Source organism: Bradyrhizobium commune, from assembly GCF_015624505.1.
Lineage (GTDB): Bacteria > Pseudomonadota > Alphaproteobacteria > Rhizobiales > Xanthobacteraceae > Bradyrhizobium > Bradyrhizobium commune.
Genome location: NZ_CP061379.1, coordinates 302,197 through 327,257, shown reverse-complemented (window position 1 = coordinate 327,257; position 25,061 = coordinate 302,197). Strand labels below are relative to the sequence as shown.

Sequence of the window (25,061 nt, the reverse complement as noted above, 5' to 3'; positions counted from 1 at the left end):
ACCGTCATTGCGAGCGCAGCGACGCAATCCAGTCTGTCTCTGCGGAAAGATCCTGGATTGCTTCGCCGTGCTCGCAATGACGAGGATGCGAGAGCGCGGGCGCGCATCAACTCAATCCGTCATTGCCATGGCGCGCAGCGCCTGGCGTTCGCGGGCCGAGAGCTTTTCGGTCTCCGACTTGAGCTGGCCGCAGGCGGCGAGGATGTCGCGGCCGCGCGGGGTGCGCACCGGCGAGGAATAGCCGGCGTTGAAGATGTATTCGGAGAACTTTTCGATCTGGTCCCAGTCCGAGCATTCATAGGCCGTGCCGGGCCAGGGATTGAACGGGATCAGATTGATCTTTGCGTGAATGCCCTTGAGCATCTTCACCAACAGCTTGGCATCGTCGAGCGAATCGTTGACGCCCTTGAGCATCACATATTCGAAGGTGATACGGCGTGCGTTCGAGGCGCCGGGATAGTCGCGGCAAGCCTGGAGCAGCTCCTTGATCGGATATTTGCGGTTGAGCGGCACCAGCTCGTTGCGCAGCTCGTCGCGCACCGCATGCAGCGAGATCGCGAGCATGACGCCGATCTCGTCGCCGGCGCGCACGATGTTCGGCACCACGCCGGAGGTCGACAGCGTGATGCGGCGGCGGGAGATGCCGATGCCCTCATTGTCGCCAACGATCAGCAGCGCATCGCGCACGGCGTCGAAATTGTAGAGCGGCTCGCCCATGCCCATCATCACGATGTTGGTGACGCGACGCGTGCCGTCCTCGCGATCGGCCCAGTCATTGAGGCGATCGCGCGCGACCATGATCTGACCAACGATCTCGCCGGCGGTGAGATTGCGCACCAGGCGCTGCGTACCGGTGTGACAGAACGAGCAGTTCAGCGTGCAGCCGACCTGCGAGGAGACGCAGAGCGTGCCGCGGTCGGTCTCGGGGATGTAGACGCACTCGACTTCATGCGCCTTCTCGACATTGTCGCCGCTCGGCAGCCGCAGCAGCCATTTGCGGGTGCCGTCGTTGGAGATCTGCTCGGCCACGACTTCGGGCCGGTCGACAGTGAAATGCTCCGCAAGATCGGCGCGAATGCCTTTCGAGACCGAGGTCATCTCGTCGAAGCTTTGAGCGCCGCGGAAATACATCCAGTGCCACAGCTGCTGCACGCGCATCTTGCGCTGCGCAGGCTGAACCCCGATCTCGCCGAGACAATCGGCAAGCTCGGTGCGCGATAGCCCGATCAGCGACGGCTTTGCCGGCGGCACATAGGTTTCGAGCGGAGTCTTCTCCACCAGGATTGCGTTGTGCGGCTCGGTCGTCGGTTGCATCGGTTGCCTAAGATTGCTGCTGTCTCGTCATGCCCGGGCTTGTCCCGGGCATCCACGATCTTTCCGCCTGGAACCAGCGCGTGGATGGCCGGGACAAGCCCGGGCATGACGGCTGCACCTTTGGAATACCCCTATATAGCAACCGGAACCGCCGATTGCGACCATGATACCGCTTGCAGCCTTAACGTCTGCAATCCTGCGAAATCCGGTCCAGGGCCTGGGCGAGGCCCTTCAGCGAGAAGGTGTCGGTCGTCTCCGTCCCCTTGGCCGAGACGCCCTTGACCACGAGATCGGCGGATTTGCGCATCGCCTCGACCATCCGCTCCTCCTCGGCCGCATTCTTGATCCAAAGGCCGTCGCCCTGCGTGTACATCGCAAACGCGGCGCCGCCGACCTCGACGGTCGATTCCGAGCCCGGCTTCAGCGCGTAGCCGATCATCACCGAGACTTCGTTGTTGACCTTCTCCGCCGGCCGGGTCGAGACGAAGGCATAGGCGGGGTCGCGCGGACGGTTCGGCGGGTTGGTCTTCGACGACGAGGGCTTGGCCAGCGCGAAGCAGACCTTCTTGCCATTGGGTGTCGCCGAATAGGCGCCCCAGGTACCGAACTGGCCGATCAGCGTCGGTTCAGCCCCGCCAGCAACTGCTACGGGAGGAGCCGCCGGTTTGCTCTCGGGCTTGGCCGCCGTCTTGGCGGCCGTAGCCGTCGGTTTTGCCGCAGCCTTTGGCGCCGGTTGCGTCGTCTGCGCCCGCGCGGAATCACTGATCCCCCACGCCGCCACGCCAGTCATCAAAGCAAGAAAAAGCGCCCGCCACATGCTGGAGTGGTTCCCTCAATATTGTGACTGGAAGATGGCCCGGCGGCGTTTTGTCCCCGCGCAGGGATAGCCGGGAAAGTCCAATTTGGGAAGGCAGTTAGCGGGATGATGCGGCTAGCCTTTGGATCGCGCGGCACGCTGCTCGGCCCATTGCGCATCGGTCCAGCGCAACAAATCCTCGGCGCCGGAACTACGCAGATGCGCGCCGCCGTCGATCACCACCATCTCGCCATTGATGTAGCCGGCCCGGTCCGAGACCAGGAAACTGGCGAGATCGGCGAGCTCGCTGTGCTCACCGGTGCGGCCGAGCGGATTGCGCGCGGTCCAGCCTTCGTCGCGCCCCTCCGGGCGCAGCTGTCCCGATGCGCCGGCGGTCGGAAACGGCCCCGGCGCAATCGCGACGGTGCGGATGCCCCTCGGGCCCCACTCCACTGCGAGGCTCTTGGTCATCGCCAGCACGGCCGATTTTGCCATCGCGGACGGCACGGTGAAGGCGCGGCCAGTGATGGTCGAGGTCGAGAGGATCGAGAGCACGACGCCGTTGTGCTTGCCGTCGATCCAGCGCTTGCCGGCGGCGAGCGTGCAATACATCGCGCCGTGCAGCGTTGGGGCCAGGATCGCATCGGCCGCTCGGAAGGACAGATGCTCGCTCTGCGCGATGAAGGTCGCGGCGGCGTTGTTGACGAGGATGTCGAGCGGCGCCTCGCGCCAGATCGCGTCCATCATGGCCTCAACGGCGGCGCCGTCGCGGACATCGCATGCGATCGTCGTGACCTTGCCGCCGGTCTCTTCGCGCATCTCGGTCGCGGTTGCGTCCAGCCGGTCGAGCTTGCGGCCGCAGATGACGAGCTCGGCACCGAGTGCGAGGAAGCGGCGTCCCATCGCAGCACCAAGGCCAGAGCCGCCGCCGGTGATGAGGATGCGCTTGTTGTGGAGTAAACCCGTTTCAAACATCGTTTGAATCCTCCTTTTCTTCTTGTTTCGTCATTGCAATGACGAGGATAGGCCGGTGCATGGCCTTAGACAAAGAAATCAGATTGTCGGACCACGTTAAATCCGGCAGAAACAGCCAACTATAATTCTGCCTCGAAACGCCTAAGGTTCCGCCATGAAAGCCATCCTCTGCTCGCAATATTGCCAGCCCGACGATCTCGTGCTCGCCGAGGTGCCTGATCCGGTGGCGGGGCCCGGTGAGGCCGTGATCGCGATCAAGGCGGCGGCATTGAATTTTTTCGACATCCTGATGATTCAGGGCAAGTACCAGATCAAGCCGCCGTTCCCGTTCTCGCCGGCCGCCGAAGTCGCGGGCGTGATCGAGAGCATCGGACCCGGCGTGACCGACCTCAAGGTCGGCGATCGCGTGGTCGCGTCCTGCGGCCATAACGGCGCGCGCGAGAAGATCGCGCTGCCGGCGGCGTCGATCGTGAAGATCCCCGACAATCTCGATTACGACCGCGCCGCCGGCATCATCATCATCTACGGCACCGCGCTGCATGCGCTGGAAGATCGCGCCAGCCCGAAGCCGGGCGAGACGCTCGCGGTGCTGGGTGCGGCGGGCGGCACAGGCTTAGCTGCCTGCGAGCTCGGCAAGCTGATGGGCCTGAAGGTGATCGCCTGCGCCTCATCGGACGAGAAGCTCGAATTCGCGAAGGCTCATGGTGCCGAGCTGACGCTGAACTACGGCAAGGAAGATTTGAAGGAAGGCTTGAAGAAACTCACCGGCGGCAAGGGCGTCGACATCATCTTCGATCCCGTGGGTGGTGCGTATGCGGAAGCCGCGCTGCGCTCGATTGCCTGGGAAGGCCGCTTCCTCGTCATCGGCTTTGCCGCCGGCGACATTCCAAAGATGCCGCTGAATCTCGCGCTTTTGAAGGGCTGCGATATCCGCGGCGTGTTCTGGGGCGCATGGACCCGGCTCAACCCCGCGAAGAACCGCGCCAATCTCGAGAAGCTCGTGAAGTGGACTGCGGAAGGAAAGATTTCTTCGCATGTCGACCGCACATTCCCTTTGGCGCGGACCGCCGATGCATTGAAGGTGCTGGCGGGACGTCAGGCCATGGGCAAGGTGATCCTGCATCCGTGAGGATGCAGGCATCATCGTCACGACGTTGTCGCCACACACTCAGCTGTCATCGTCCGGCTTGACCGGACGATCCAGTACTCCGTGACAGTCGTGATTGATCGATGGGCCGCGGCGTACTGGATGCCCCGCCTTCGTGGGGCATGACAGCGAGAATTGAACAGGCAGCGGGGCCAACTCGCACGTCCGCGTGGAATAGCGCGCACAACGCCCGGTAAAATCCCCCTCAACCATCGCCGCCAAAATTGCGGTGCATTCCCCCGCCTCGCCCCAATCAAACCCAAATATCTCCCGATTCGCGCCAATCGCCGTCGTCTTTTGGGCTGATTCAAACGGCGATTTACGGGTTCCAGCTTGCGGGGCGCTTCTGGACAACACCAAGAAGACTGAAGCCGGGAAGGCCCTTTTGTTGCGTCAGTAATGGGGAGCATCACCATGGAGACGACGGCATCCCGTCCGTCCAGGGGGTCGAGGGCGCTCGACTCCGATCGCGTTACATCACTTCCGTCGACCGCATCATACATTCGTGCGCGCGCCGAGCGCGCGGATCTTTCGCAAGACGATCCAGTTCCTCTCTTCCTGTCCGATCCGCTCGGCGAGCCGGACCCGCGCGAATTTGCGCCGCGGGCGCTGCGTCCCAGCATTGTGCCGCGCCTGATCGCCGCCGTTCTGGCGGTAGCGATCCTGGCCATCCTGGGCGCGCTGTTTCAGTCCGATCTTCGCAACCTCGTCGCCGCCAATGCCGGAGGCGCGGTCGCGACGCCTGGCCAGCCTGCGGCACAGGCCGGTCCGCAAATTGCGCAAAAGGGCCCGCTCAAGGACCCGGCCCGCGTCACCAACACGATGCTGGCGAGCGCCGACGCGCAGAACCTTCCCACACCGTCTGCGCCAAGCCGCGAGGCGATCGCAAGCGCCTATCAGATCGCACTCCAGGCCCAGGCGCCGGGGCCCGTCGCAGCGCCGCCCGCCCCGCCGCAGCCGCCCGCAAAGACGCTCGATGCCGACACGCTGGCCGGGCTGATGACGCGTGCGAAAGGCCTGATCGGCGTCGGCGATATCGCTGCGGCGCGCCTGTTGCTCGAACGCGCGGCCAATGCCAACGACGCGACGGCAGCACTCCTGCTGGCGCAAACCTATGATCCCACCGTGCTCGGCACACGCGACATTCGGAGCGTCAGCGCCGACGCTTCGGCCGCGCGCGACTGGTATCAGAAGGCAATGGCTCTCGGATCGACGGAGGCGAAGCAGCGCCTCGCTCAACTCTCAAACTAGAACGGTTTAGGGGACATCATGCGTAACGCTTTGAAGATGGCGGTTGCCGCCATCATGACGATCTGTGCCTTCGCGGCACGCGCCGAGCCGACCGAATATGATCCGGCCAAGGTCTCGGACAGTTTGAAGGCCATCTTCCAGTTCGGCTCGAGCTCGACCAAGCAGGCGCTGAACGCCAACACCGTTACGCTGATCACCGGCACGATCGGCGGCACCTATGTGCAGTTCGGCGCCGATCTCGCCTCGGTGCTCGACGACGGCAACAAGATCCGCGTGCTGCCGATCGTCGGCCGCGGCTCGGTGCAGAGCGTCGCCGACATCCTGTTTTTGCAGGGCGTCGACCTCGGCGTCGTGCGCGCCGACACGCTCGACTATCTCGAGCGCAAGGGCTTTGCGAAAGACATCAAGCGTCAGTTCACCTATGTGACAAAACTCTACAACGAGGAGATGCAGGTGATCGCGCCGAAATCGGTTGCGACGCTGAAAGACCTCGAAGGCAAGACGGTCAGCGTGGACCTGCCGAACGGCGGCACCTTCGTCACCGCGCTCACCGTGTTCGAACGGCTCGGGATCAAGGCGAAATTCGTCTATGTCGAGCAGCGCATCGCGATGGAGAAGCTGAAAGCGGGCGAGATCGACGCCGTCATCGTGGTCGGCGGCAAGCCGTACAAATCAGTCTCGACCTTCAGCAATGACGGCCGCTTCCATCTCGCGAAGGTCGATTACGCAAAGCCGCTCCAGGGCGATTATCTGCCGGCGACGCTGACGCCTAAGGACTATCCGAACCTGATCAAGGACGGCGAGAGCGTCGATACGATCGCGGTACCGGCGGTGCTCGCGGCCTATAATTGGGCGCCCAACACCGAGCGCTACCGCAAGCTCGCGCTGTTCGTGGACGCGTTCTTCACCAAATTCCCGGCGCTTCAGAACCCACCCTTCCATCCCAAATGGAAAGAGGTCTCGCTCGCAGCGCCGCTCGCGGGCTGGAACAGATTGCCGGTGGCACAGCAATGGCTCGACCGCCACGGCGTCGAGCCGGTGACGCAGCAGCGCTTCGAGGCGTTTTTGAAGCAAAGCCCCGCAGCCGCGAAGGTATCGGACGCGGACAGGGAAGCGCTGTTCAAGCAATTCCAGGCATGGGATGCGGAGAATACGCGGGCGCAGGCAGAGAAGAAGTAACGGCGGCGTCAGCACAGACACTCTCCCAGAGTCGTCCCGGCGAAGGCCGGGACCCATACTCCCAGGGAGATGTTTGGCGAAGACTAGTCGTTCGAGATTAACACCACCCGCACGCGGTAGATTCCGCGGTATGGGTCCCGGCCTCCGCCGGGACGAAAGTGGGGTAAGATCGATGCGCAACACCCTCACTTTCGCGGGGCGTGACAACGTAAACGCGGCTGGCGTTACGCGGCCTCATCCCCGCCGCGCTTCAACGCGGCGCGGGCGGCTTCGCGGTGCTCGGCGGTGATGTGGCTGGCGACCATGCGGATCGCGGTGGCGAGCACGGCCGCGTCATCGGTGAAGCCGAGGACCGGCATCACGTCAGGGATGAAGTCGAACGGCAGGATGAAATAGGCGAGCGCACCCAGCAGCGAGGCCTGAACGTGGCGCGGCGTCTGCCGATCGAAGGCACAGTAATAGGCGGCGAGCAGGTCCTCGGCGAACGGCAGGTGTGCGACGACGCGCTTCAGCTTGCGCCAGAAACGGCGGCGCACGCTCTCACGATCTTCCGCGAGCCGATCAGCCGGCTCGAAGCCGACGCTGTGTTCGGCAGCCATAGTCCAAAGCTCCTTGGTCCAAAACTCCTGGTGCGGGGGCGGCGGATGGCCGCATCCCCTGCCGATCACAAGATGGGGATGCAGTCCGTGCCCGCAAGACGTCAGCCGGCGATGGCATTCATTGCCTTGGCAAGCTCGATGTCGCGCGCGGTGAGTCCGCCCGCATCATGGGTCGACAGCACCACCTCGACCGTCTTGTAGACATTGCGCCATTCGGGGTGGTGATCCATCTTTTCGGCGACCAGCGCGGCCCGGGTCATGAAGCCGAAGGCCTCGTTGAAATCCTTGAAGACAAAGGTCTTCCCGATGGCGTCGCGGCCCGAAACCTCGGTCCAGCCCGGGATACCGCCCAGCGCCTGCTTGCGCGCCTCCGCTGACAACCGCTCTGCCATGACCGCCTCCGTCCTTCAGGGGAACTTTACCCTAACACCGTGCTTAGGCCCGGGTTCACCGGGATGTCGTCCATCCGCTAACCATGACGGAGATGTAACCCCGCCGGACAAGAAATTTGCTACACTTCCCGGCGTAAATCGCCGGCCAAGATGAAACTGAGCCTGAAGCGCCTGTTTGGGAGATCGATGACCGGGGGATTGGACCTGGCCGAAGCGCCCTCTCCGCCTTCGCCGCGATCCGCGGCGCGGAAGACCGCGCTCGTGTCTCTGGCGCTGGTGCTTGCGGTCATCGGCGCCCTCGCCGGGGGCTATTATTTCGCGATGCGACCGGTGACGCTGAAGATCGCAGTCGGCCCCGCCAACAGCGACGACGTCAAGGTGGTGCAGGCGCTGACCCAGGCCTTCGCGCAGAACAAGAGCTATGTCCGGCTGCGCCCGATCCAGACCGACGGCGCCACCGCGAGCGCCGAGACGATCGCCGAGAGCAAGGCCGATCTCGCCATCGTGCGCGGCGATCTCGATGTCCCCAAGAACGCGCAGGCGGTTGCGACGTTGCGCAAGAATGTCGTGGTGCTGTGGTCCGTGCCTGGCAAGGGCAAGAAGAAGGGCGCCAAGATCACCAAGGTCTCGCAGCTCGCAGGCCATCGCGTCGGCGTAGTCGGCAAGACCCAGGCCAACGTCAATCTGCTCAAGGTGATCCTCCAGCAATACGGAATCGATCCGGCCAAGGTCGAGATCGTGCAATTCCCGGCGAGCGAAGTGGCCGAGGCGATCAAGGCCCAGAAGGCCGACGTCTATCTCGCGGCGGGCCCCGTCAACAGCAAGATCACCGCGGACGCGATCGCCGCCTCCGCCAAGGACGGCGGCACGCCGACATTCCTCGCAATCGATTCGGCCGACGCCATCGCGCAGAACCATCCGGTCTATGAAGCGTCCGAGATCCCCGCCGGCACCTATGGCGGCTCGCCCGATCGTCCCGACGACGAGGTCAAGACGATCAGCTTCTCGCATCACGTGGTGGCGCGCAAAGGCCTGTCCGAGACCACGGTTGCGGCCTTCACCCGGCAGCTCTTCGCCGTGCGTCAGCAACTGCTGACGGATTTCCCGCAGGCCGCGAAGATCGAAACGCCGGATACCGACAAGGACGCCGTCATTCCCGTGCATCCGGGTGCGGCCGCCTTCGTCGACGGCGAGGAGAAAACCTTCCTCGACAAATACAGCGATTTCATCTGGTGGGGCCTGATGGCGCTCTCCGCCACCGGCTCGATCGGCGCATGGTTCGCCGGCTATCTGAAGAAGGACGAGCGCGACAACAACAGCCATCTGCGCGACCGCCTGCTCGACATGATCGCCGTCGCCCGCAAGAGCGAGGCGGCCGACGAGCTCGACCAGATGCAGGCCGAGGCCGACGAGATCCTGCGCGACACGCTGCGCTGCTACGATCACGGCGCGATCGAGGAGGCGGCGCTGACCGCCTTCAACATCGTGCTCGACCAGTTCCACGCCGCCGTCGCCGACCGCAAGGCCGTGCTGTTCAGCCTGCCGCAGAACCTGCAACGCGCCGGCGCCCAATTCCGCGCCGCAGGCAACGCATAAGCGCTTGCGCGCGTAATTGCTGCGTCACAATGTCTCAATATAGCGTCTGACTTCATCGTGGCGGCTGCCGCTCGGGCGACCGCCCCTCGCGACATTGGGGAGCCTTGCATGAAGATCAAATTCTCCCGCCGCAATTTCCTCACCACCAGCGCCGGCGCGCTTGGCGCGATCGCGATGCCGCATCTGTCGCGCGCGGCCGATCGGCCGGCCGTGACCCACGGCGTGCAGTCCGGTGACGTCACCGTCGACGGCGGCGTGGTCTGGGCGCGCGCCGACCGGCCGTCGCAGATGCTGGTCGAGGTGGCGACGACGGAATCATTCAAGGACGCGCGCGCGCTGCCGCCGATCGCGGCGCTCCCCGAGAGCGACTTCACCGCCAAGATGCTGGTGGAGAATCTTCCAAGCGGCCAGGACATCTTCTACCGCGTCCGCTTCCGCGATCTCTCCCACACCGCGATCGAGGGCGAGCCGGTGGTCGGCCGCTTCCGCACCGCGCCCGCCGACCGCCGCGACGTCAGCTTCGTCTGGGGCGGCGACGTCGCAGGTCAAGGCTGGGGCATCAATCCCGACGACGGCGGCATGTTCACCTTCTCGGCCATGCGCAAGAGCCGTCCGGATTTCTTCCTGCACTCCGGCGACACCATCTATGCCGACGGCGTGATCCCCGCCGAGGTCAAGCTTGCCGACGGCAAGACCTGGAAGAACGTCACCATCCCCGAGAAGGCCAAGGTCGCCGAGACGCTCGACGAGTACCGCGCCGCGCACAAGTACAATTTCACCGACGACAATGTCCGCGCCTTCAATGCCGAGGTGCCGATCTTCGTGCAGTGGGACGATCACGAGGTGACCAACAACTGGTCGCTGTCGAAGGAGCTGCCGGCGACCTACAAGGAGCACAACATCACGCTGCTGGCGGCGCGTGCCGCGCGCGCCTTCCACGAGATGTATCCGATGCGCGAGAGCATCGTCGAGCCCGGCCGGGTCTATCGCCAGATCTCCTACGGTCCGCATCTCGACGTGTTCGTGCTCGACGAGCGCAGCTATCGCGGCGGCAACGGCCCGAACCTGGAGACGTCTTACGGCCCGGCGGCCTATTTCCTCGGGCCGGATCAGATGGCCTGGCTCAAGCGCGGCCTGCTGAATTCGCGCGCGACCTGGAAGGTGATCGCCTCCGACATGCCGCTCAGCCTGATCGTCTATGACGATGCGACCAACAAGAAGGGCTCGGAAGCCTTCGCGCAAGGCGATGGCCCGGTGCGCGGCCGCGAATTCGAGATCGCCGACATCCTGCGCTTCATCAAGATGGCGCCGATCAACAATACGGTGTGGCTGACCGCCGACGTGCATTACGCGGCAGCGCACTATTACGATCCGAACAAGGCGCAGTTCCAGGATTTCGAGCCGTTCTGGGAATTCGTCTCCGGCCCGCTGCACGCCGGCACGTTCGGCCCGAACGAGCTCGACAATACGTTTGGACCGGAGGTGCGCTTCGTCAAGGCGCCCGGGCTCGACAAGCAGAACCTGCCGCCGTCCGCCGGCATGCAGTTCTTCGGTCATGTCAAGATCGACGGCGCCTCCGGCCAGATGACGGTGACGTTGCGCGACCGCGCCGATGTCGCGCTGTGGTCGACCACGCTCGATCCGAAATCGGCCTGAGTCAGGCGCCGCGCATCTGTAATGCCGCCTCCAGCGCATCGCTGGAGCACGGCTTTTGCAGCCGTGGCCGTGCCGCAAACTGCGCGGGAATGCTCGTCTCCGCGCCGTAGCCGGTGACGAAGACGAAGGGGATGTCGAGCGCGGCCAGCCGCTCGGCAATCGCAAAGCTCTTCTCGCGGATCAGCTCGACGTCGAGCAGCGCGAAATCCGGCGCACGCGCCGCGATCGCCTTCAACGCCTGCGCGACCGACCCCACGGTGCGTACCTTCGTCACGCCAAAGCCGAGCAGACGGTCCTCGAAATCGATCGCGATGATCGGATCGTCCTCCACGATCAGGACATCGGCAGGACAGTCTGAGCCATCGGAAAGAACGGGGGCCATGATCGCATCTTGGAGCATGAGGTTTCTCGGATCAGGACGGCCGCGACACGATGCCTGCGCCCAGCGCACCGGAGGGTTCCCGGAACGAAACCCACCACATCAGAGTTCTCCAGTCTGTCCACTTGTGCACACAGCCGGTGGACGGAACTCGCTAGTGTGGAAAGGAGGATCGGGAGTTCACGATGGATGCGCGTATCAGCAAGGCAAACGAGGTCAGTAGTCGACCGGCCAATAATCTGCTGCGGCGCCTGAGCGCAGCGGACTACGCGCTGCTCGCACCGCATGTCAGCGTCGACGACGCTGCGGCCGGCGATCTGCTGTACAGTCCCGGCGACAATGTCCAGGTCGTGCACTTTCCCTGCGGGCCGTCGCTCGCGACCTTTCTCGTCCCCAATGAAGACGGCCGCGATGTCGAGACCATCCTGGTCGGCCGCGAAGGCGCCGTCGGCGGCATCGTCAGCGAGGGCTTCCTGCCGGCCTATACCCGCATCTGCGTGAAGTTCGGCGGGCCGTTTGCGCGGATCCACGTCGCCAAGCTGGAGGCAGCCAAAGCGCGCTCGCCGTCGCTGCGCAACATCTTCGCCCGCTACGCCGACTGCATGCTGGCACAGATCTTCCAGTCCACCGCCTGCAACGCCATCCACTCGATCGAGCAGCGCACGGCGAAATGGATCATCGCGGCGATGGAGCGGACCGGCGACGAGAGCAGCGTCCCGCTGACGCATGAGCAGCTTGCGACGCTGCTCGGGGTCGGCCGCAGCTATGCGAGCCGCGTGCTGCAATCGTTCAAGGCCGAAGGCGTGCTGGACACGCGGCGCGGCTCGATCCTGGTCCGCAACCATGACGGTCTGCGGATGCGCGCCTGCCTCTGCAACGACGCCGTGAAGATGCATTTCGAGGAGGTGCTGCGCGGGGTCTATCCGACCGAGGAGGCGAGCACCGCGAGCTAGTCTCGCGCTCCCTCGACACCCGCCGCTCCGGGAGAGGATGCCGGCGTTCGACGGCAAACGTCCCCCGTGCTAGCCTGCGTCCCGCATGAGCGGGGCATTCCTTCACACTGTCTTCGATATTGCGGCGTGGCTGGCGGCGGGTGCTGCGGTTTACTGGCTGTCGCGACAAGGCTTGCAGTTTCCCGCGCAATCCTTCGAACTGCCCTACATCGCCGCGCTGGTGTTCGGCGCCGGCCTTGGCGCCTATCTGTTCGGCTCCGCCAATCTGTGGCTGTCGGGCGAGAGCGGCATTGCGCGCTCGGTCGAGGGCGCGCTCGCCGGCGGCATCGTGGCGGTCGAGCTCTACAAATGGCAGGCCGGCATCAACGTCCGCACCGGCGCGCGGTTTGCGCTGCCGCTGGCCCTCGGCATCGCGATCGGGCGGCTCGGCTGCTATTTCGCGGGCCTCGACGATTTCACCTATGGCACGCCGACGGCGCTGCCCTGGGGCCATGATTTCGGCGACGGCGTTCCTCGCCATCCCGTTCAGCTCTACGAGAGCGCCGCGATGGCCGTGTTCGCGGCTGTCTATGTGCTGGCTGTCTTGAACCGGAACGCGTTTGCGATCACCAATGGCTTCTACCTGGTTCTGCTCTATTATGGGGCGCAGCGCTTCCTGTGGGAATTCCTCAAGCCCTATGGCACGCTGATCGGCCCCTTCACGCTGTTTCACCTGCTGTCGCTGTCCATCCTGCTCTACGCCGCCGTCATGCTGGCGACGGCGCCCAAAGCGAGGCCTGTGCATGAACGCGCCGTTGCGTAAGTCGCGCCCCTATATCTTCTGGGGCCAGACCCAGTCGCTCTGCGAGACCTGCCTGAAGCTGGTGCCGACCAAGATCCAGATCCTCGGCAACGAGGTCTGGTACGAAAAGCGTTGCAGGGAGCATGGCGTGCAGTCGACGCTGGTTTCGACCGACGCAGCCTATTGGCGCCTGTGCAAGGATTTCATCAAGCCGGGCGACCGCCCCCTCGCTTTCCAGCGTCACACCGAATTCGGCTGCCCCTATGATTGCGGCCTCTGCCCCGACCACGAGCAGCATTCCTGCCTCGCGCTGATCGAGATCACCGAGCACTGCAATCTCACCTGCCCGGTCTGCTTCGCCGAGTCCACGCCGGCGCGAACGAAGTTCACGCCGCTCGCGACGATCGAGAAGATGCTCGACGCGCTGGTCGAAAGCGAGGGCGAACCCGATCTCGTCCAGATCTCCGGCGGCGAACCGACACTGCATCCGGACTTCTTCGCGATCCTGGACGCGGTGCGCGCCCGCCCGATCCGCCACGTCATGATCAACACCAATGGCCTGCGCATCGCCCGCGAAAAGGACTTCGTGGCGCGGCTCGCCGAGAACAGGCGCGGGCTGGAGGTCTATCTCCAGTTCGATTCGCTTCAGCGCGACGCGCTGGTCGATCTGCGCGGCGCGGACTTGCGAAAAATCCGGCAGCAGGCGCTGGAAAATCTCGAGCATTTCGGTGTGTCGACCACGCTGGTGGCGACCATCAAGCGCGGCGTCAACGACGCCGAGATCGGCGACATCGTCCGCCACGCACTCTCCTGGAAATGCGTGCGCGGCGTCACGCTCCAGCCGGTGCAGGACGCCGGCCGCAACGAGAATTTCGATAAGGACACCGACCGCATCATGCTGTCGGAGATCCGCCGGCGTGTGGTCGAAACCGGCGTGTTCGGCGACAAGGACATGATCCCGCTGCCCTGCAATCCCGAAAGCATCTCGATCGGCTACGGCCTGCGCAATGGCGAGAAGGTGCTGCCGCTGACCTCGCTGATCCCGCAGGAGCAGCTGGTTGCGGTGATGCCCAACACCATCAGCCCGGAAAAATATCCGATGTTGCGCGAAAAATTCATCGATCTGTTCTCGCTGTCGTCAGGCCCGCTCAACACGTCCGAGCGCGTCTGCGAATTGCTGTGCTGCCTGCCGAGCTTCGAGGTGCCGGAAGGGCTGACCTACGAGAACGTGTTCCGCGTCACCATCGTGCAGTTTCTCGATCGCTTCAATTTCTGCGTCGGCAACGTCAAGCGCAGCTGCATCCATTTCGTGACGGAGCAGGGCGCAATCATTCCGTTCGACACCTATAATCTATTCTACCGCAATGGTGCGATCGGCCGGATCCGCGCCGAACTCGAAGGACAGACCTATCGCGGGGCAATGCAGAGCGAGGGGGTACCACGATGAGCGACACGCCCCCGCCGATTCTGCCACCTGTCCCAACACCCAGCCAGGCGCGCAGCGGCTGCCTGACCGCGATCATGGTGCTGTTCGGGATCATCATGTTGCTGCCGGGCCTCTGCGCGCTGCTGTTCGGCGGGATGTCCGTGGTCGAGGGAGGAAAGATCGAAGACGGCATCGCGCCATTCGTCTTCCTGGGGCTGGCGGTCGGCGCTGGAGGCGTCGCCCTGATCTGGGCAGCCGTCAGGGGACGAAAGCCCTAAGGCCCGGTCCGGACCCCACCTAAGCCCCGGGGATTCCCGGGCAAAATTCAGTCCACCAAAGGCCAAAGAACGCATTGTTTTTTGGCGGTTTTTGCATATATTGCGCCGCAAACGCACAGGGTGCCCGGTCGATATGGCCGGGCTTCCCTTTTGGGCGTAGCAGGCCCCGTTTTCCACGTTTCCAGCGTTGTCCGTGAAGAGGTCCCGGCTTGACCGGCGAGATCGCGCTTAACCCATTGTTCGACCGCAAAGAAGCTCACTCATGAATCTTCGTAACGTCGCCATCATCGCCCACGTCGACCACGGCAAGACGACCCTGGTCGACAAGCTCCTCCAGCAGTCCGGCACGTTCCGCGAGAACCAGAAGGTGACGGATCGCGCCATGGACTCCAACGATCTGGAGCGCGAGCGCGGCATTACCATCCTGGCCAAGGCGGCCTCGGTGCAGTGGAAGGACACCCGCGTCAACATCGTCGACACCCCCGGCCACGCCGATTTCGGCGGTGAGGTCGAGCGCATCCTGAACATGGTGGACGGCGCGCTGGTGCTGGTGGACGCCGCCGAAGGCCCGCTGCCGCAGACCAAATTCGTGGTCTCCAAGGCGCTCAAGGTCGGCCTGAAGCCGATCGTCGTCATCAACAAGGTCGACCGCCCCGACGCGCGCCCGACTGAAGTCATCAACGAGGTGTTCGACCTGTTCGCGGCGCTCGACGCCAGCGAGGAGCAGCTCGACTTCCCGATTCTTTATGGATCGGCCAAGCAGGGCTGGATGGCCGAAAGCCCCGAGGGTCCGCAGGACAAGGGCATGGAGCCGCTGTTCGACCTGATCCTGCGCCACGTCGCACCGCCGACGGTCGAGGAAGGCCCGTTCCGGATGATCGGCACCATTCTGGAAGCCAACCCGTATCTCGGCCGCATCATCACCGGCCGCATTTCGTCCGGCGTTCTCAAGCCGAACCAGCAGGTCAAGGTGCTGCACGCCGACGGCAAGCTGGTCGAGACCGGGCGCATCACCAAGATTCTCGCGTTCCGCGGTCTCGAGCGCACGCCGCTCGAGGAAGCCGAAGCCGGCGACATCGTCGCCATTGCGGGCCTCACCAAGGGTACCGTCGCCGACACGTTCTGCGATCCGACCGTCGAGGTGCCGCTGCCGGCGCAGCCGATCGATCCGCCGACCGTGTCGATGTCGTTCATCGTCAACAACTCCCCGCTCGCCGGCACCGAAGGCGACAAGGTGACGAGCCGCATGATCCGCGACCGTCTGTTGCGCGAAGCCGAGGGTAACGTCGCGCTGCGCGTCGTCGAAGCCGCCGACAAGGACGCGATGGAAGTGTCGGGCCGCGGCGAATTGCAGCTCGCGATCCTGATCGAGACCATGCGCCGCGAGGGCTTCGAGCTCTCGGTGTCGCGCCCGCGCGTCGTGTACCAGAAGGACGAAGCCACCGGCGGTGCCATGGAGCCGATCGAGGAGGTCGTGATCGACGTCGACGAGGAGCATTCCGGCGTCGTCGTGCAGAAGATGAGCGAACGCAAGTCCGAGCTGGTCGAGATGAAGCCGTCCGGCGGCAACCGCCAGCGCCTGGTGTTCTACGCGCCGACCCGCGGCCTGATCGGCTATCAGGGCGAGCTGCTCACCGATACCCGCGGCACCGCGATCATGAACCGCCTGTTCCACGGCTATGCCCCGTACAAGGGCGAGATCCAGGGCCGCCGCAACGGCGTGCTGATCTCCAACGACCAGGGCGAGGCGGTCGCCTATGCCATGTTCAAGCTGGAAGACCGCGGCCCGATGATGATCGAGCCGGGCTGGAAGGTCTACAAGGGCATGATCGTCGGCGAGCACACCCGCGACAACGATCTCGAGATCAACGTGCTCAAGGGCAAGCAGCTCACCAACATCCGCACCACGTCGAAGGACGAAGCGGTGCGGCTGACCCCGCCTATCCGGATGACCCTGGAAAAGGCGCTCGCCTATATCGAGGACGACGAGCTCGTCGAGGTCACGCCGAAGTCGATCCGCCTGCGCAAGAAGCATCTCGACCCGAACGAGCGCAAGCGCGCGGAGAAGGCCAAGGAAGCGGTGGCGTAAGCTACCGCACCCGTAGTGCGTCGGGGTGGGCAAAGCGAAAGCGTGCCCACCACTTGAGACCCCGGATGACGATGGTGGGCACGGCGCAAGAGCGCCCTTGCCCACCTTACGAAGCTGAGCATGATCTCCGCGCAAACGCGCTTCGCGTTTGTCGCGAGGGAAAACCGCTGCACACTTTCCCGGATCATGCTCTAGCCTGCGTCTCCATCCAGCGCATTCTCGCCGCGATCGATAATGGCGATCGCCGATCCAGACTCGGCGAGGTCCACCGCGTCGCGCAACGCGACGATGTGGGGCGCGTTGTGGGTATCGGGCTCCCGATCGACATCCCAATAGGCGGTGTGGGTGAAGAAATCCGCGCCACCTGCCTGCTTTGTCGAGACCGGGACATCGACGATGTGACGGCCAAAGATCGGAGCCAGCGGACCACCGATCGCGTCACCCCAGAAGATCTGCTCGATCGGGAAATAGATGTTGGTCCAGCGCGTCAATCCGAACAGCGCGCCGTTGTGGAACTGTCTCGTCTTCGTCTTCCAGTTGTCGAAGGCCAGCAGGCCGTCATTGTCGAGCTGTTTCGGGGGGCAAGTCGGAAACTCTCGCTCCTCCACCCGGCGCTTGAAATCCATCCTTAGCCTCTGGTGACCGTCGTTCTGTACGGGCTCTCCGGGCACCCTGGCGGCATCGTCGCCGTCGTCCTTCTTCGCCTCCTCGCACATCAGGAAATAGGCGTGCGACAGCGCGCTTCCGAGCGTGACAAAATCGGTCACGAGCCAGCTTTTGAAGCGCCGTTCCTCGATCGGCAGCTTGACGGTGACGCCGGCGATGTTGGCAACCAACAGCCGCGCCTTTTCGCGCAGCTGCCGCTTGTCGTTGGCGGGCGCGATGGGTTCGGGCTGCCACGTCGCACGATCGATCTCCGAAAACTCCGGATCAAGCAGCGCGACTGGCGGCAACTCGTCGCAAACCCGGCTGAAATAGGCTCGCAGCATGTCGTAGGAGACGACGCAGCCGAGGCTGTGCGCCACGATCACGATCCGGTCGTACTTGCCTGACGTATGCAGGCGGTCCAGCGTGTCCACCGCCTCCTTCCTGATGGCACGGCGAACGGCGACGTTGGCCGGCGAGCCACGGAAATAGCGCGCGGCATCGCCGAGATAAGGCTGGAGGAAAGCTCCGTTGGCCGCGAGATAGATGCCGATCACGCCTGCCGCGATTGGCACCGCCCATGGCGAGTTCAGCGCCCATGGCCAAGCCTTGAGCAGCGTTTCCGCCCAGGTGTGGTCCGGATACCAGTAGCGATCGATCGCAGCAAAGGCCGCGCCGACCAGGAGTGAGACCACGAGCGTGCGCCAGAAGGCGCGCAGGCCCTGCTGCCCCATGACGAGATAGGTCGCGATCAACGCATCCAGCGTCGGCAAGCCGATAATGGTGGCGAGCTCGGCGCCATCCGGAATGCCCGGCCTTGCCGGCACGGCCCATTCAAGTGCGAAATAGGCGACGATGACGGCGAGGCCCAGCGCACAGAACGAGGCCAGTGCCTTGATCAGACGCGAAGCCCGCCAGCGACTGGCGACAGCGAAGCCGAAGACGAGGCTGCTGAAAAGCAGAAGGAACGGCGCCACGAGGATGTTCTGCGCGCTGCTCTGCGTGCAGCCTTGCGCGCAACCCTGTGACAGCATCCACACGCCCTTGAGGAGCATCAGCGCAAAGGAAAGGTTCATCAGGCAAAGGAAAATCGCGGCGACCCACCACAGCCCATTGAGCCCTTGCCTCATGATCGGGCCCTTCCGGGCGAGCTCATAAAGCCAGAGCAGGACAGCGACCGCTTTGGTCTCGCTCATCAGGTGGGCCCAATAGAGCTCGTGGAAATCCACCACGCGCCTGTCCCTTGCTCCCGGGACTTCGTTGGTCGTCATGACGGAGAGGTCGATGTCGATGCCGCTCGCCTCAGGATGCGTCCAGACCCGCTTGCCGGCGTCCGCGGGATTGCCACGATCGCGCCAGACGCCGCGAATGACACCGCGTACGGTCTCCAGCGCGCGCTGGCTGCCGATGCCGTGAACCGCCAGTACCGCGGTTCGCTTGTGCTCCCCACCTGGATCAATGTCGATCATGCTGAAATTCCCTGATTGAAATGAAATCTGAAATGAACCGGACGTGAAAAATTCATTGAATACAACCTTCAGAAGAAACGCAAGTCAGCTGGGTTGACCGAACGCCGCATCGGCTTTGGCTGCAATCGCGTCGCCCCCTCCTGAGCTGCGTCCACGGTCCGGGCTCACTGCGGAAGGCGAGCTTCAGCACGCTCCGCGGACGTGCTAGAGCCCGCCCATGACTTCCCTCCCTTCCTCCGTCGAGGTCGCCATCATCGGCGCGGGCGCAGCCGGCCTGGGCGCCGCGCATGCGCTGCAAGGCTGCGGCCTTTCCGTGATCGTGCTGGAGGCACGCAACCGCCTCGGCGGCCGCGCCTGGACCGTGCAGGCCTCGCCTGAGGTCACCTTCGACGTCGGCTGCGGCTGGCTACATACGGCCGACCGAAACTCCTTCGTCGGAATTGCCAAACAGCTCGGTTTCGAGATCAACAAGGACCTGCCGCCCTGGCGCGAGCGCGCCTTCGGCAATGCGTTTCCGCAACGCCTGCGTGACGATTTCATGCGCGCGATGGACGCTTTTTACGAGCGCCTCTGGCAGGCCGCGCAAAAGGGCAAGGACGAGCCGGCGAGCCAGAGCCTCGAGCCCGGCAATCGCTGGAATCCCATGATCGACGCCATCTCGACCTATATCAACGGCTGCGAGCTGAAGGACATGTCGACGCTCGACTGGGACGCCTATGAGGACAGCAACCTCAACTGGCGCGTCCGCCGCGGCTATGGCGCGTTGATCGCGGCCTATGGCACGTCTTGCCCGGTGGCGTTGAACTGCAACGTCGCCCTGATCGATCATTCCGGCAAGCGCATTCGCCTCGAGACGTCGCAGGGCACGCTGACCGCCGACAAGGCGATCGTCACCGTGCCGACCAATCTGATCGCAGACGAAGCCATCCGCTTCTCACCGCCATTGCCGGCCAAGGTCGATGCCGCGCACGGCCTGCCGCTCGGCGTCGATGACAAGGTGACGCTGGCGCTGGACGACGCCGAGGCCTTCCCGAGGGAAGGAAATCTGCGCGGCGCCACCATGCGCACCGAGATGGGCACCTACCATATCCGCCCGTTCGGCCAACCCTGTATCGAGGGCTTTTTCGGCGGCAGCTTTGCGCGCAAGCTGGAAGATGCCGGCGAGGGCGCCATCGCCGCACACAGCATCGACGAGATCGCAGGCTTCCTCGGCAACGACGTCAGACGGAAGCTGAAGCCGCTATACGAGTCGCGCTGGGGGCGCGATCCCTTCGCGCGAGGTTCTTACTCGCACGCACTGCCGGGCCATGCCGGCGACCGCGCCGGGCTGGCCGCGCCGGTGGATGGACGGCTGTTCTTCGCGGGCGAAGCGACGTCGCCGAATTTTTTCACGACGGCACATGGGGCGCGCGACAGCGGGGAGCGGGCGGCACATGAAGTGCTGGCTGCTCTGGGCAAACCATAACCGCAAACTCCGTCATTGCGAGCGCAATGACGGGTTTATTCGATCACCCTCGCCCGCAAATCAGCATCCGGAACAAAGCACGCATCGTACTTCCCGAAGATGCGGTAGCGATTGTGCGCGATCAGGCTGTACACGGGATCGCGTAAAAACTTCGGCACCGCGAAAAGCGCGCGCGTCCAGCCCCAGCCCGGCAGATGCGACAACACGGTCAGCGCGGCGTCCGACTTCATGAAGACCGCGCCGCCGTGGACCACGGCATTGGTGTCGGGATCATCGGGATCGATGCCGAACGTCCTTGCGAGCCTTGCACCATAATCCGACTGGATGGGCGTGAAGCGAAACCGCTTCGCCGTGTCGCGTTGCGCGACGAAACGGACCCAGCGCGAACAGAAGATGCAGACACCGTCGAACAGAATCACGTCGTCATCGGGCCACTTTGGCATCAGACTCTCTTTTTGACGCGTTCTCTTCACGCGAACCGGCATCCACTTCGCTTGAAAACGCTATCTGTTATCCAGCATGAGGAGTGCAACGAGCATCAGCACGATCGCCGGCCCTGTCTTTACCAGCGCCCCGAGCGGCTCGATCCAGAGATATGGCGTCAGGATCGCTGCGCCGAACATATAACCGAGCGAGACGGCGATGCCCGCAACCAAGCCGATCGCTGCTGTGCGGCGGAAGGCAATCAGCACGCCGATCGACATGTCCATCAGGCTGGTGCCGACGGTGACGGGATCGACCAGCGCCGGCGGGAAATTGTGGGCACTCAAAATGCCGGCAGCGGCGCGATAGGAGACGAACAGCGCGATGAAGCCCGAGACGAGCCAGAATGCAACCAGGCTTGCGAGGATCAGCGCCTTGATCAGGAACAGCCGCGCAAACCATTTGTCCTGGATGGTTGCGGGATGACGCCCGATCGTCTCCGCCAACGTCTTGGGCGTGATGCCGGTGGCCGCGATCCAGGCTGAGGGGTCACCGGTCACGCCGCGGCGCAGCTCGGCAATGGCGGTTGAGCGCATCGGCGGCATCCAGCCGAGAGTGTTGGCGAAATCGCCGATTTTTGCGCCGAGACCGAGCATCAACGACGGCATCGCGATCCGCGGCCAGCCAGCCGTGCCGAAGGCGAAACGGAACTGCTTGATGACACCGGCCATCGCGATGGGCTCGGCTTGCATCAAGTCCCAGCTCACCGCTTTGACGATGACATCGTCGATGTCGCGCACGGCGAGCCAGGCGATGGTGGCGGCGATGTCCTCGACTGCGACGGACTGGAATGGTGTCGCCATCTCCGCGGGCGGCAGGTCGAGCGGAAAGGCGGCGAGCGCGCGCAGCATGGCGCTGCCGCCATAGGCTGACGGCGCCACCACAAAGCCGGGCCGCAGGATGGCATGGGGAATTCCGGACGCCGCGATCAGCCGCTCGGCCTCACGCTTCGTCATGGCGAAGGCGGTGCGATCCGCCTCCACGGTTCCGGGAATTGAAATGTGCACCAGCCGGATCGCCCGGCCGCTGTCGCCGATCGCCTGAAGCAGGCGCGCGACGAAATCACGATGCACGGCATTGGTGTCGCTGCCCGGACCATCCTGGAGCACGCCGAGGCAGTTCACGGCGACATCGACCTCATGCTCGCGCAACAGACCCGCCAGCGCGGCTGCATCGAGCGACAAGACCGGCAGCTCGATATCGAGCGCGCTCATTCTCTGCGCCGGCGACAGGCTGCGCGCGACGCCGACCACGCGAAAGCCACGGGCGCGGAGATCGTCAGTGACGAAGCGGCCGATCAGGCCGGAGGCGCCGAGCACCAAAATGATGCGCTCACTCATCACATCTCTCAAAACGGTTTCGCGATCATCAGCCACAAGATCAGCATCGTCGCGCCGAAGCCGGGGAAGCCGAACGCGAACCAGCGGCGGAATAGCACGAAGTATCGCTCCGGGAGCGCGCTGCGTTGCTCGGCCGCTTTCCGCGCGAGATCACGCATCTCGATTTGCATGAAGACGACGGGAATCCAGAACAGGCCCGCGATGACGTAGAGCACCAGCGAGGCGAGCAGCCAGCGCTCGGCCGCCGACGTGTTGGAGAGCATCATCAGCAAGCCGCCCGAGACCGGCTGGAAGATCACCGCCGAGAACGTGAAGATCGTATCCGCGATCACCACCACAGAAGCGGTGCGCGCGATGAACCACGCGTCGTTCGTGCGATGCGCCATCAGCATGAAGAAGGCGATGCCGGTTCCGGTGCCGAGGATGACGATGGCCCCGAGCACGTGGAGATATTTGACCAGAAAATACAGTGTCATGGTTTCTTCGCCGGCTTTAGCGCGCGATCGAGATCGCTCCCCGCAGCCTTGACGCCGGCCTCGGTCTCTATCATCCAATGGCCCTCGCTGCCGACGGATGGGAGCGTGTCGAAATCGACCTTGCCGCCACCGTTGCGAAATGCGTCGGCCAGTCCTCGCGAGAACGCCGGCGCAAAATAGCTGTCATTGGCCGCAACAAGCCATGTGACGGGAATACGCGCGGTCTTGCCAAATTCCGTTGCAGCCGTGAGAAGCGAATGTGGTGCGCAAATCTTGTTCGGCTCATCATTGGCGTGGCCGCCGCGCCCCGGCGCGAACGCGATGATCGCTGAAATCGCCTTCGGATCACTATCGGCAAGCGCCAGCGTGCCCCAGCCACCGGCGGAATGGCCGAGCACGATGGCGGCGTCCTTGCGAATAAAATCCTGCTTCCGCAGAAATTCCAGCGCGAGCGAAATCTCCTCCGCGGTGGCACGGCCGGAACGCGCATAGTCCGCCTCGTCACAACCGCCCTGGTCTTCGACATAGCGGCCGCCGGTCGCACCATGGCCGGGCCGTTCCGGCACCAGCACGGCAAAGCCGCGCGCGACGAGGAACGCTGCGAGCGCGCGATATTCCGGCTGCGGCATTTGCACACGACGCAGCAGGTTCTGCGTCGAGGCATGCGCGATCACCGCAAGCCGGAACGGGCCCGCGCCAACGGGACGAAACAGCAGCGCATGCGCGGCAATGTCGGTATCCGGCGACGGCACGCGCCATTCCTGTCGGCGAAATGGCTCGCCCTCCGCGCCCGACGCACCAAAGGTGACCTGAGCGCACAAAGGCGGCGCGGTCAGCAAGGTCAGCAGAGGCAGGAGGGCAAGCGTGTCGAGAAGCCGCATGAATTGCCGGAAGCGCGGGGAGCAGCGAAGCCGAGACTAGCGGGAACGAATCATCCTGGGCGGACTTTCTGCGTTACCCGCCTCAGGCGCGCTGTCACAAAGCAGTTTTGCACCGACGCACAGCAATCCGTTGCCATTCAAGGCAGCGTCTTGTCCTCTTTCGGTACAACATGGTTAAAATACTGATGCAGAAAGTCCACAGGTTAACCGATAATTAACGATAGGTCTTGCCGCCGGCGCGGCGACTTGGTTTGATCGCGTCCATGAGCACAACCCTGATCGAGGTCCGGCCGGCCAAAGCTGCAGATGCAACTGCGGTGGCGTCGACCCATGACGAAGCCTGGCGTTCCGCCTATCAGGGCATCATTCCCGGCGCCGAGCTGGAAAAGCTGATCAACCGCCGCGGTCCGCAGTGGTGGGACAGCGCAATCCGCAAGGGCAGCCGCGTCAGTGTGCTGGTGTTCGGCGACAAGATCGCGGGCTACGCCAATTACGGCCGCAACCGCGCCCGTAGCCTGCATTTCGACGGCGAGATCTACGAGCTTTATCTTCGCCCCGAGTTTCAGGGCCTCGGCTTCGGCCGTCGCCTGTTCGCCGCCGCCCGTCGCGACCTTATGCAGAGCAATCTGAAGAGCATGGTGGTGTGGGCGCTCTCGGACAATGATCCCGCCACCGAGTTCTACCGGGCCCTGGGCGGCCGCATGGTGGCGCGTTCCTCGGAGCGGTTCGGGCCGAAGTCGCTCGACAAGGTCGCCTTCGCCTGGACCAATTGAGCCGCTGAAGCCTTAACCGGAAGCGTCTCCCGGCGATACCTTTGCCGTTTTGTGCCGGTGATCGCTGGATTCATTATTTCGTAAAAACACGATGGATCGGCGGGCCAAGCCCGCGTATGACAGCGCCAAAATCGCTGCCGGGCGAGATTTAACTTCGGCAATAACGGAGCCTTTTTAATGCGTATCGATGCGATCTCGATCGGGAAAAACGTACCGCACGACGTCAACGTCGTCATCGAAGTCCCCGTGGGCGGCGAACCGATCAAATACGAGATGGACAAGGAAGCCGGCACGCTGGTGGTCGATCGCTTCCTCTACACGCCGATGCGTTACCCCGGCAATTACGGCTTCATCCCGCACACGCTGTCGGATGACGGCGATCCCTGCGACGTCCTGATCATCAACACCCGCGCCATCATCCCCGGCGCGGTCATGAGCGTGCGCCCGGTCGGCGTGCTGTTCATGGAGGACGAAGCCGGCGGCGACGAGAAGATCCTGGCGGTGCCGTCGTCGAAGCTGACCCAGCGCTACGACAAGGTGAAGTCCTATTCCGACCTGCCGGATATCACGCTGCAGCAGATCCAGCACTTCTTCGAGCACTACAAGGATCTCGAGAAGGGCAAGTGGGTGAAGATCCTGCGCTGGGGCGGCCCGGAAGACGCGCAGAAGCTGATCCTCGAAGGCATCGAGCGCGAGAAAAAGAAGAAGGCGTAAGCTT

General features: G+C 64.0%; 24 protein-coding genes. 13 read left to right on the top strand and 11 right to left on the bottom strand.

The window, feature by feature from the left end:
* Positions 1 to 111: 111 nt before the first annotated feature.
* The 3 genes from rlmN to IC761_RS01540 form a co-directional block, all read right to left on the bottom strand.
* The gene (gene rlmN / locus IC761_RS01550; protein WP_195801566.1) at positions 112 to 1,314 is read right to left on the bottom strand and encodes a dual-specificity RNA methyltransferase RlmN; all 1,203 of its coding nucleotides are present in this window, start codon (positions 1,312 to 1,314) and stop codon (positions 112 to 114) included.
* A 181-nt stretch (positions 1,315 to 1,495) separates the two neighbouring features.
* The gene (locus IC761_RS01545; RefSeq protein ID WP_195801565.1) at positions 1,496 to 2,131 is read right to left on the bottom strand and encodes an invasion associated locus B family protein; all 636 of its coding nucleotides are present in this window, start codon (positions 2,129 to 2,131) and stop codon (positions 1,496 to 1,498) included.
* A gap of 114 nt (positions 2,132 to 2,245) precedes the next feature.
* Entirely contained in the window at positions 2,246 to 3,085 is an 840-nt protein-coding gene (locus IC761_RS01540; protein WP_195801564.1) for an SDR family oxidoreductase, read from the bottom strand.
* A 154-nt stretch (positions 3,086 to 3,239) separates the two neighbouring features.
* Here IC761_RS01540 and IC761_RS01535 point away from each other — a divergent pair, with 154 nt between their 5' ends.
* The 3 genes from IC761_RS01535 (at position 3,240) to IC761_RS01525 (ending at position 6,662) form a co-directional block, all read left to right on the top strand.
* Complete coding sequence (locus tag IC761_RS01535; RefSeq protein WP_195801563.1) at positions 3,240 to 4,214, top strand: NADPH:quinone oxidoreductase family protein; 975 nt, start codon at positions 3,240 to 3,242, stop codon at positions 4,212 to 4,214.
* 432 nt (positions 4,215 to 4,646) lie between these two features.
* Positions 4,647 to 5,483: a hypothetical protein gene (locus tag IC761_RS01530; protein ID WP_195801562.1), complete on the top strand. Its 837-nt coding sequence runs from the start codon at positions 4,647 to 4,649 to the stop codon at positions 5,481 to 5,483.
* Between the two features lie 18 nt (positions 5,484 to 5,501).
* Positions 5,502 to 6,662, top strand: coding sequence for a TAXI family TRAP transporter solute-binding subunit (locus tag IC761_RS01525; protein WP_195801561.1), 1,161 nt, complete (start codon positions 5,502 to 5,504; stop codon positions 6,660 to 6,662).
* Between the two features lie 224 nt (positions 6,663 to 6,886).
* On the opposite strand, the gene IC761_RS01520 is transcribed toward IC761_RS01525, so the two are convergent.
* Both IC761_RS01520 and IC761_RS01515 read right to left on the bottom strand, forming a co-directional pair.
* Positions 6,887 to 7,261 (bottom strand): YkvA family protein, encoded by a 375-nt coding sequence (locus tag IC761_RS01520; RefSeq protein WP_195801560.1) that lies wholly within the window; start codon positions 7,259 to 7,261, stop codon positions 6,887 to 6,889.
* Positions 7,262 to 7,362: 101 nt separating this feature from the next.
* Complete coding sequence (locus tag IC761_RS01515) at positions 7,363 to 7,653, bottom strand: 4a-hydroxytetrahydrobiopterin dehydratase (protein ID WP_195801559.1); 291 nt, start codon at positions 7,651 to 7,653, stop codon at positions 7,363 to 7,365.
* 150 nt (positions 7,654 to 7,803) lie between these two features.
* Between IC761_RS01515 and IC761_RS01510 the strand changes: the two genes are divergently transcribed.
* Together IC761_RS01510 and IC761_RS01505 are read left to right on the top strand one after the other, a co-directional pair.
* Positions 7,804 to 9,249 carry a TAXI family TRAP transporter solute-binding subunit gene (locus tag IC761_RS01510; protein ID WP_195801558.1) on the top strand — a complete coding sequence of 482 codons (1,446 nt, stop codon included), beginning with the start codon at positions 7,804 to 7,806 and terminating at the stop codon, positions 9,247 to 9,249.
* 108 nt (positions 9,250 to 9,357) lie between these two features.
* The gene (locus IC761_RS01505) at positions 9,358 to 10,905 is read left to right on the top strand and encodes an alkaline phosphatase D family protein (protein WP_195801557.1); all 1,548 of its coding nucleotides are present in this window, start codon (positions 9,358 to 9,360) and stop codon (positions 10,903 to 10,905) included.
* Between the two features lies 1 nt (position 10,906).
* Here IC761_RS01505 and IC761_RS01500 read toward each other — a convergent pair whose 3' ends face one another.
* Positions 10,907 to 11,305 carry a response regulator gene (locus IC761_RS01500; RefSeq protein ID WP_195801556.1) on the bottom strand — a complete coding sequence of 133 codons (399 nt, stop codon included), beginning with the start codon at positions 11,303 to 11,305 and terminating at the stop codon, positions 10,907 to 10,909.
* A 164-nt stretch (positions 11,306 to 11,469) separates the two neighbouring features.
* On the opposite strand from IC761_RS01500, the gene IC761_RS01495 reads away from it, so the two are divergent.
* The 5 genes from IC761_RS01495 (at position 11,470) to typA (ending at position 16,811) form a co-directional block, all read left to right on the top strand.
* Positions 11,470 to 12,237 carry a Crp/Fnr family transcriptional regulator gene (locus tag IC761_RS01495; protein WP_195801555.1) on the top strand — a complete coding sequence of 256 codons (768 nt, stop codon included), beginning with the start codon at positions 11,470 to 11,472 and terminating at the stop codon, positions 12,235 to 12,237.
* 85 nt (positions 12,238 to 12,322) lie between these two features.
* Complete coding sequence (locus IC761_RS01490; RefSeq protein ID WP_195801554.1) at positions 12,323 to 13,039, top strand: prolipoprotein diacylglyceryl transferase; 717 nt, start codon at positions 12,323 to 12,325, stop codon at positions 13,037 to 13,039.
* The gene (locus IC761_RS01485) at positions 13,020 to 14,465 is read left to right on the top strand and encodes a radical SAM protein (RefSeq protein ID WP_195801553.1); all 1,446 of its coding nucleotides are present in this window, start codon (positions 13,020 to 13,022) and stop codon (positions 14,463 to 14,465) included. Before IC761_RS01490 ends, IC761_RS01485 begins: the two co-directional genes overlap by 20 nt.
* Complete coding sequence (locus IC761_RS01480; protein WP_195801552.1) at positions 14,462 to 14,722, top strand: hypothetical protein; 261 nt, start codon at positions 14,462 to 14,464, stop codon at positions 14,720 to 14,722. Before IC761_RS01485 ends, IC761_RS01480 begins: the two co-directional genes overlap by 4 nt.
* 262 nt (positions 14,723 to 14,984) lie before the next feature.
* Positions 14,985 to 16,811: a translational GTPase TypA gene (typA, locus tag IC761_RS01475; RefSeq protein ID WP_195801551.1), complete on the top strand. Its 1,827-nt coding sequence runs from the start codon at positions 14,985 to 14,987 to the stop codon at positions 16,809 to 16,811.
* A gap of 191 nt (positions 16,812 to 17,002) precedes the next feature.
* On the opposite strand, the gene IC761_RS01470 is transcribed toward typA, so the two are convergent.
* Positions 17,003 to 18,925: a DUF2339 domain-containing protein gene (locus IC761_RS01470; protein WP_195801550.1), complete on the bottom strand. Its 1,923-nt coding sequence runs from the start codon at positions 18,923 to 18,925 to the stop codon at positions 17,003 to 17,005.
* Positions 18,926 to 19,142: 217 nt separating this feature from the next.
* On the opposite strand from IC761_RS01470, the gene IC761_RS01465 reads away from it, so the two are divergent.
* Positions 19,143 to 20,390, top strand: coding sequence for a flavin monoamine oxidase family protein (locus IC761_RS01465; protein ID WP_195801549.1), 1,248 nt, complete (start codon positions 19,143 to 19,145; stop codon positions 20,388 to 20,390).
* A gap of 35 nt (positions 20,391 to 20,425) precedes the next feature.
* Here IC761_RS01465 and IC761_RS01460 read toward each other — a convergent pair whose 3' ends face one another.
* Genes IC761_RS01460 through IC761_RS01445 form a run of 4 tightly spaced genes read right to left on the bottom strand, consistent with a single transcriptional unit; the run spans position 20,426 to position 23,570 of the window.
* Entirely contained in the window at positions 20,426 to 20,833 is a 408-nt protein-coding gene (locus IC761_RS01460) for a thiol-disulfide oxidoreductase DCC family protein (RefSeq protein WP_195801548.1), read from the bottom strand.
* Between the two features lie 60 nt (positions 20,834 to 20,893).
* On the bottom strand, positions 20,894 to 22,213 hold the full coding sequence (locus IC761_RS01455; RefSeq protein ID WP_195801547.1) for an SDR family oxidoreductase: 1,320 nt from the start codon (positions 22,211 to 22,213) through the stop codon (positions 20,894 to 20,896).
* An 8-nt stretch (positions 22,214 to 22,221) separates the two neighbouring features.
* On the bottom strand, positions 22,222 to 22,689 hold the full coding sequence (locus IC761_RS01450) for a DUF2269 family protein (protein WP_195801546.1): 468 nt from the start codon (positions 22,687 to 22,689) through the stop codon (positions 22,222 to 22,224).
* Positions 22,686 to 23,570: an alpha/beta hydrolase family protein gene (locus tag IC761_RS01445; protein ID WP_195801545.1), complete on the bottom strand. Its 885-nt coding sequence runs from the start codon at positions 23,568 to 23,570 to the stop codon at positions 22,686 to 22,688. Before IC761_RS01445 ends, IC761_RS01450 begins: the two co-directional genes overlap by 4 nt.
* Before the next feature lie 263 nt (positions 23,571 to 23,833).
* On the opposite strand from IC761_RS01445, the gene IC761_RS01440 reads away from it, so the two are divergent.
* On the top strand, positions 23,834 to 24,343 hold the full coding sequence (locus IC761_RS01440) for a GNAT family N-acetyltransferase (protein ID WP_027555342.1): 510 nt from the start codon (positions 23,834 to 23,836) through the stop codon (positions 24,341 to 24,343).
* A gap of 177 nt (positions 24,344 to 24,520) precedes the next feature.
* The gene (gene ppa, locus IC761_RS01435; RefSeq protein ID WP_195801544.1) at positions 24,521 to 25,057 is read left to right on the top strand and encodes an inorganic diphosphatase; all 537 of its coding nucleotides are present in this window, start codon (positions 24,521 to 24,523) and stop codon (positions 25,055 to 25,057) included.
* Positions 25,058 to 25,061 lie beyond the last annotated feature (4 nt).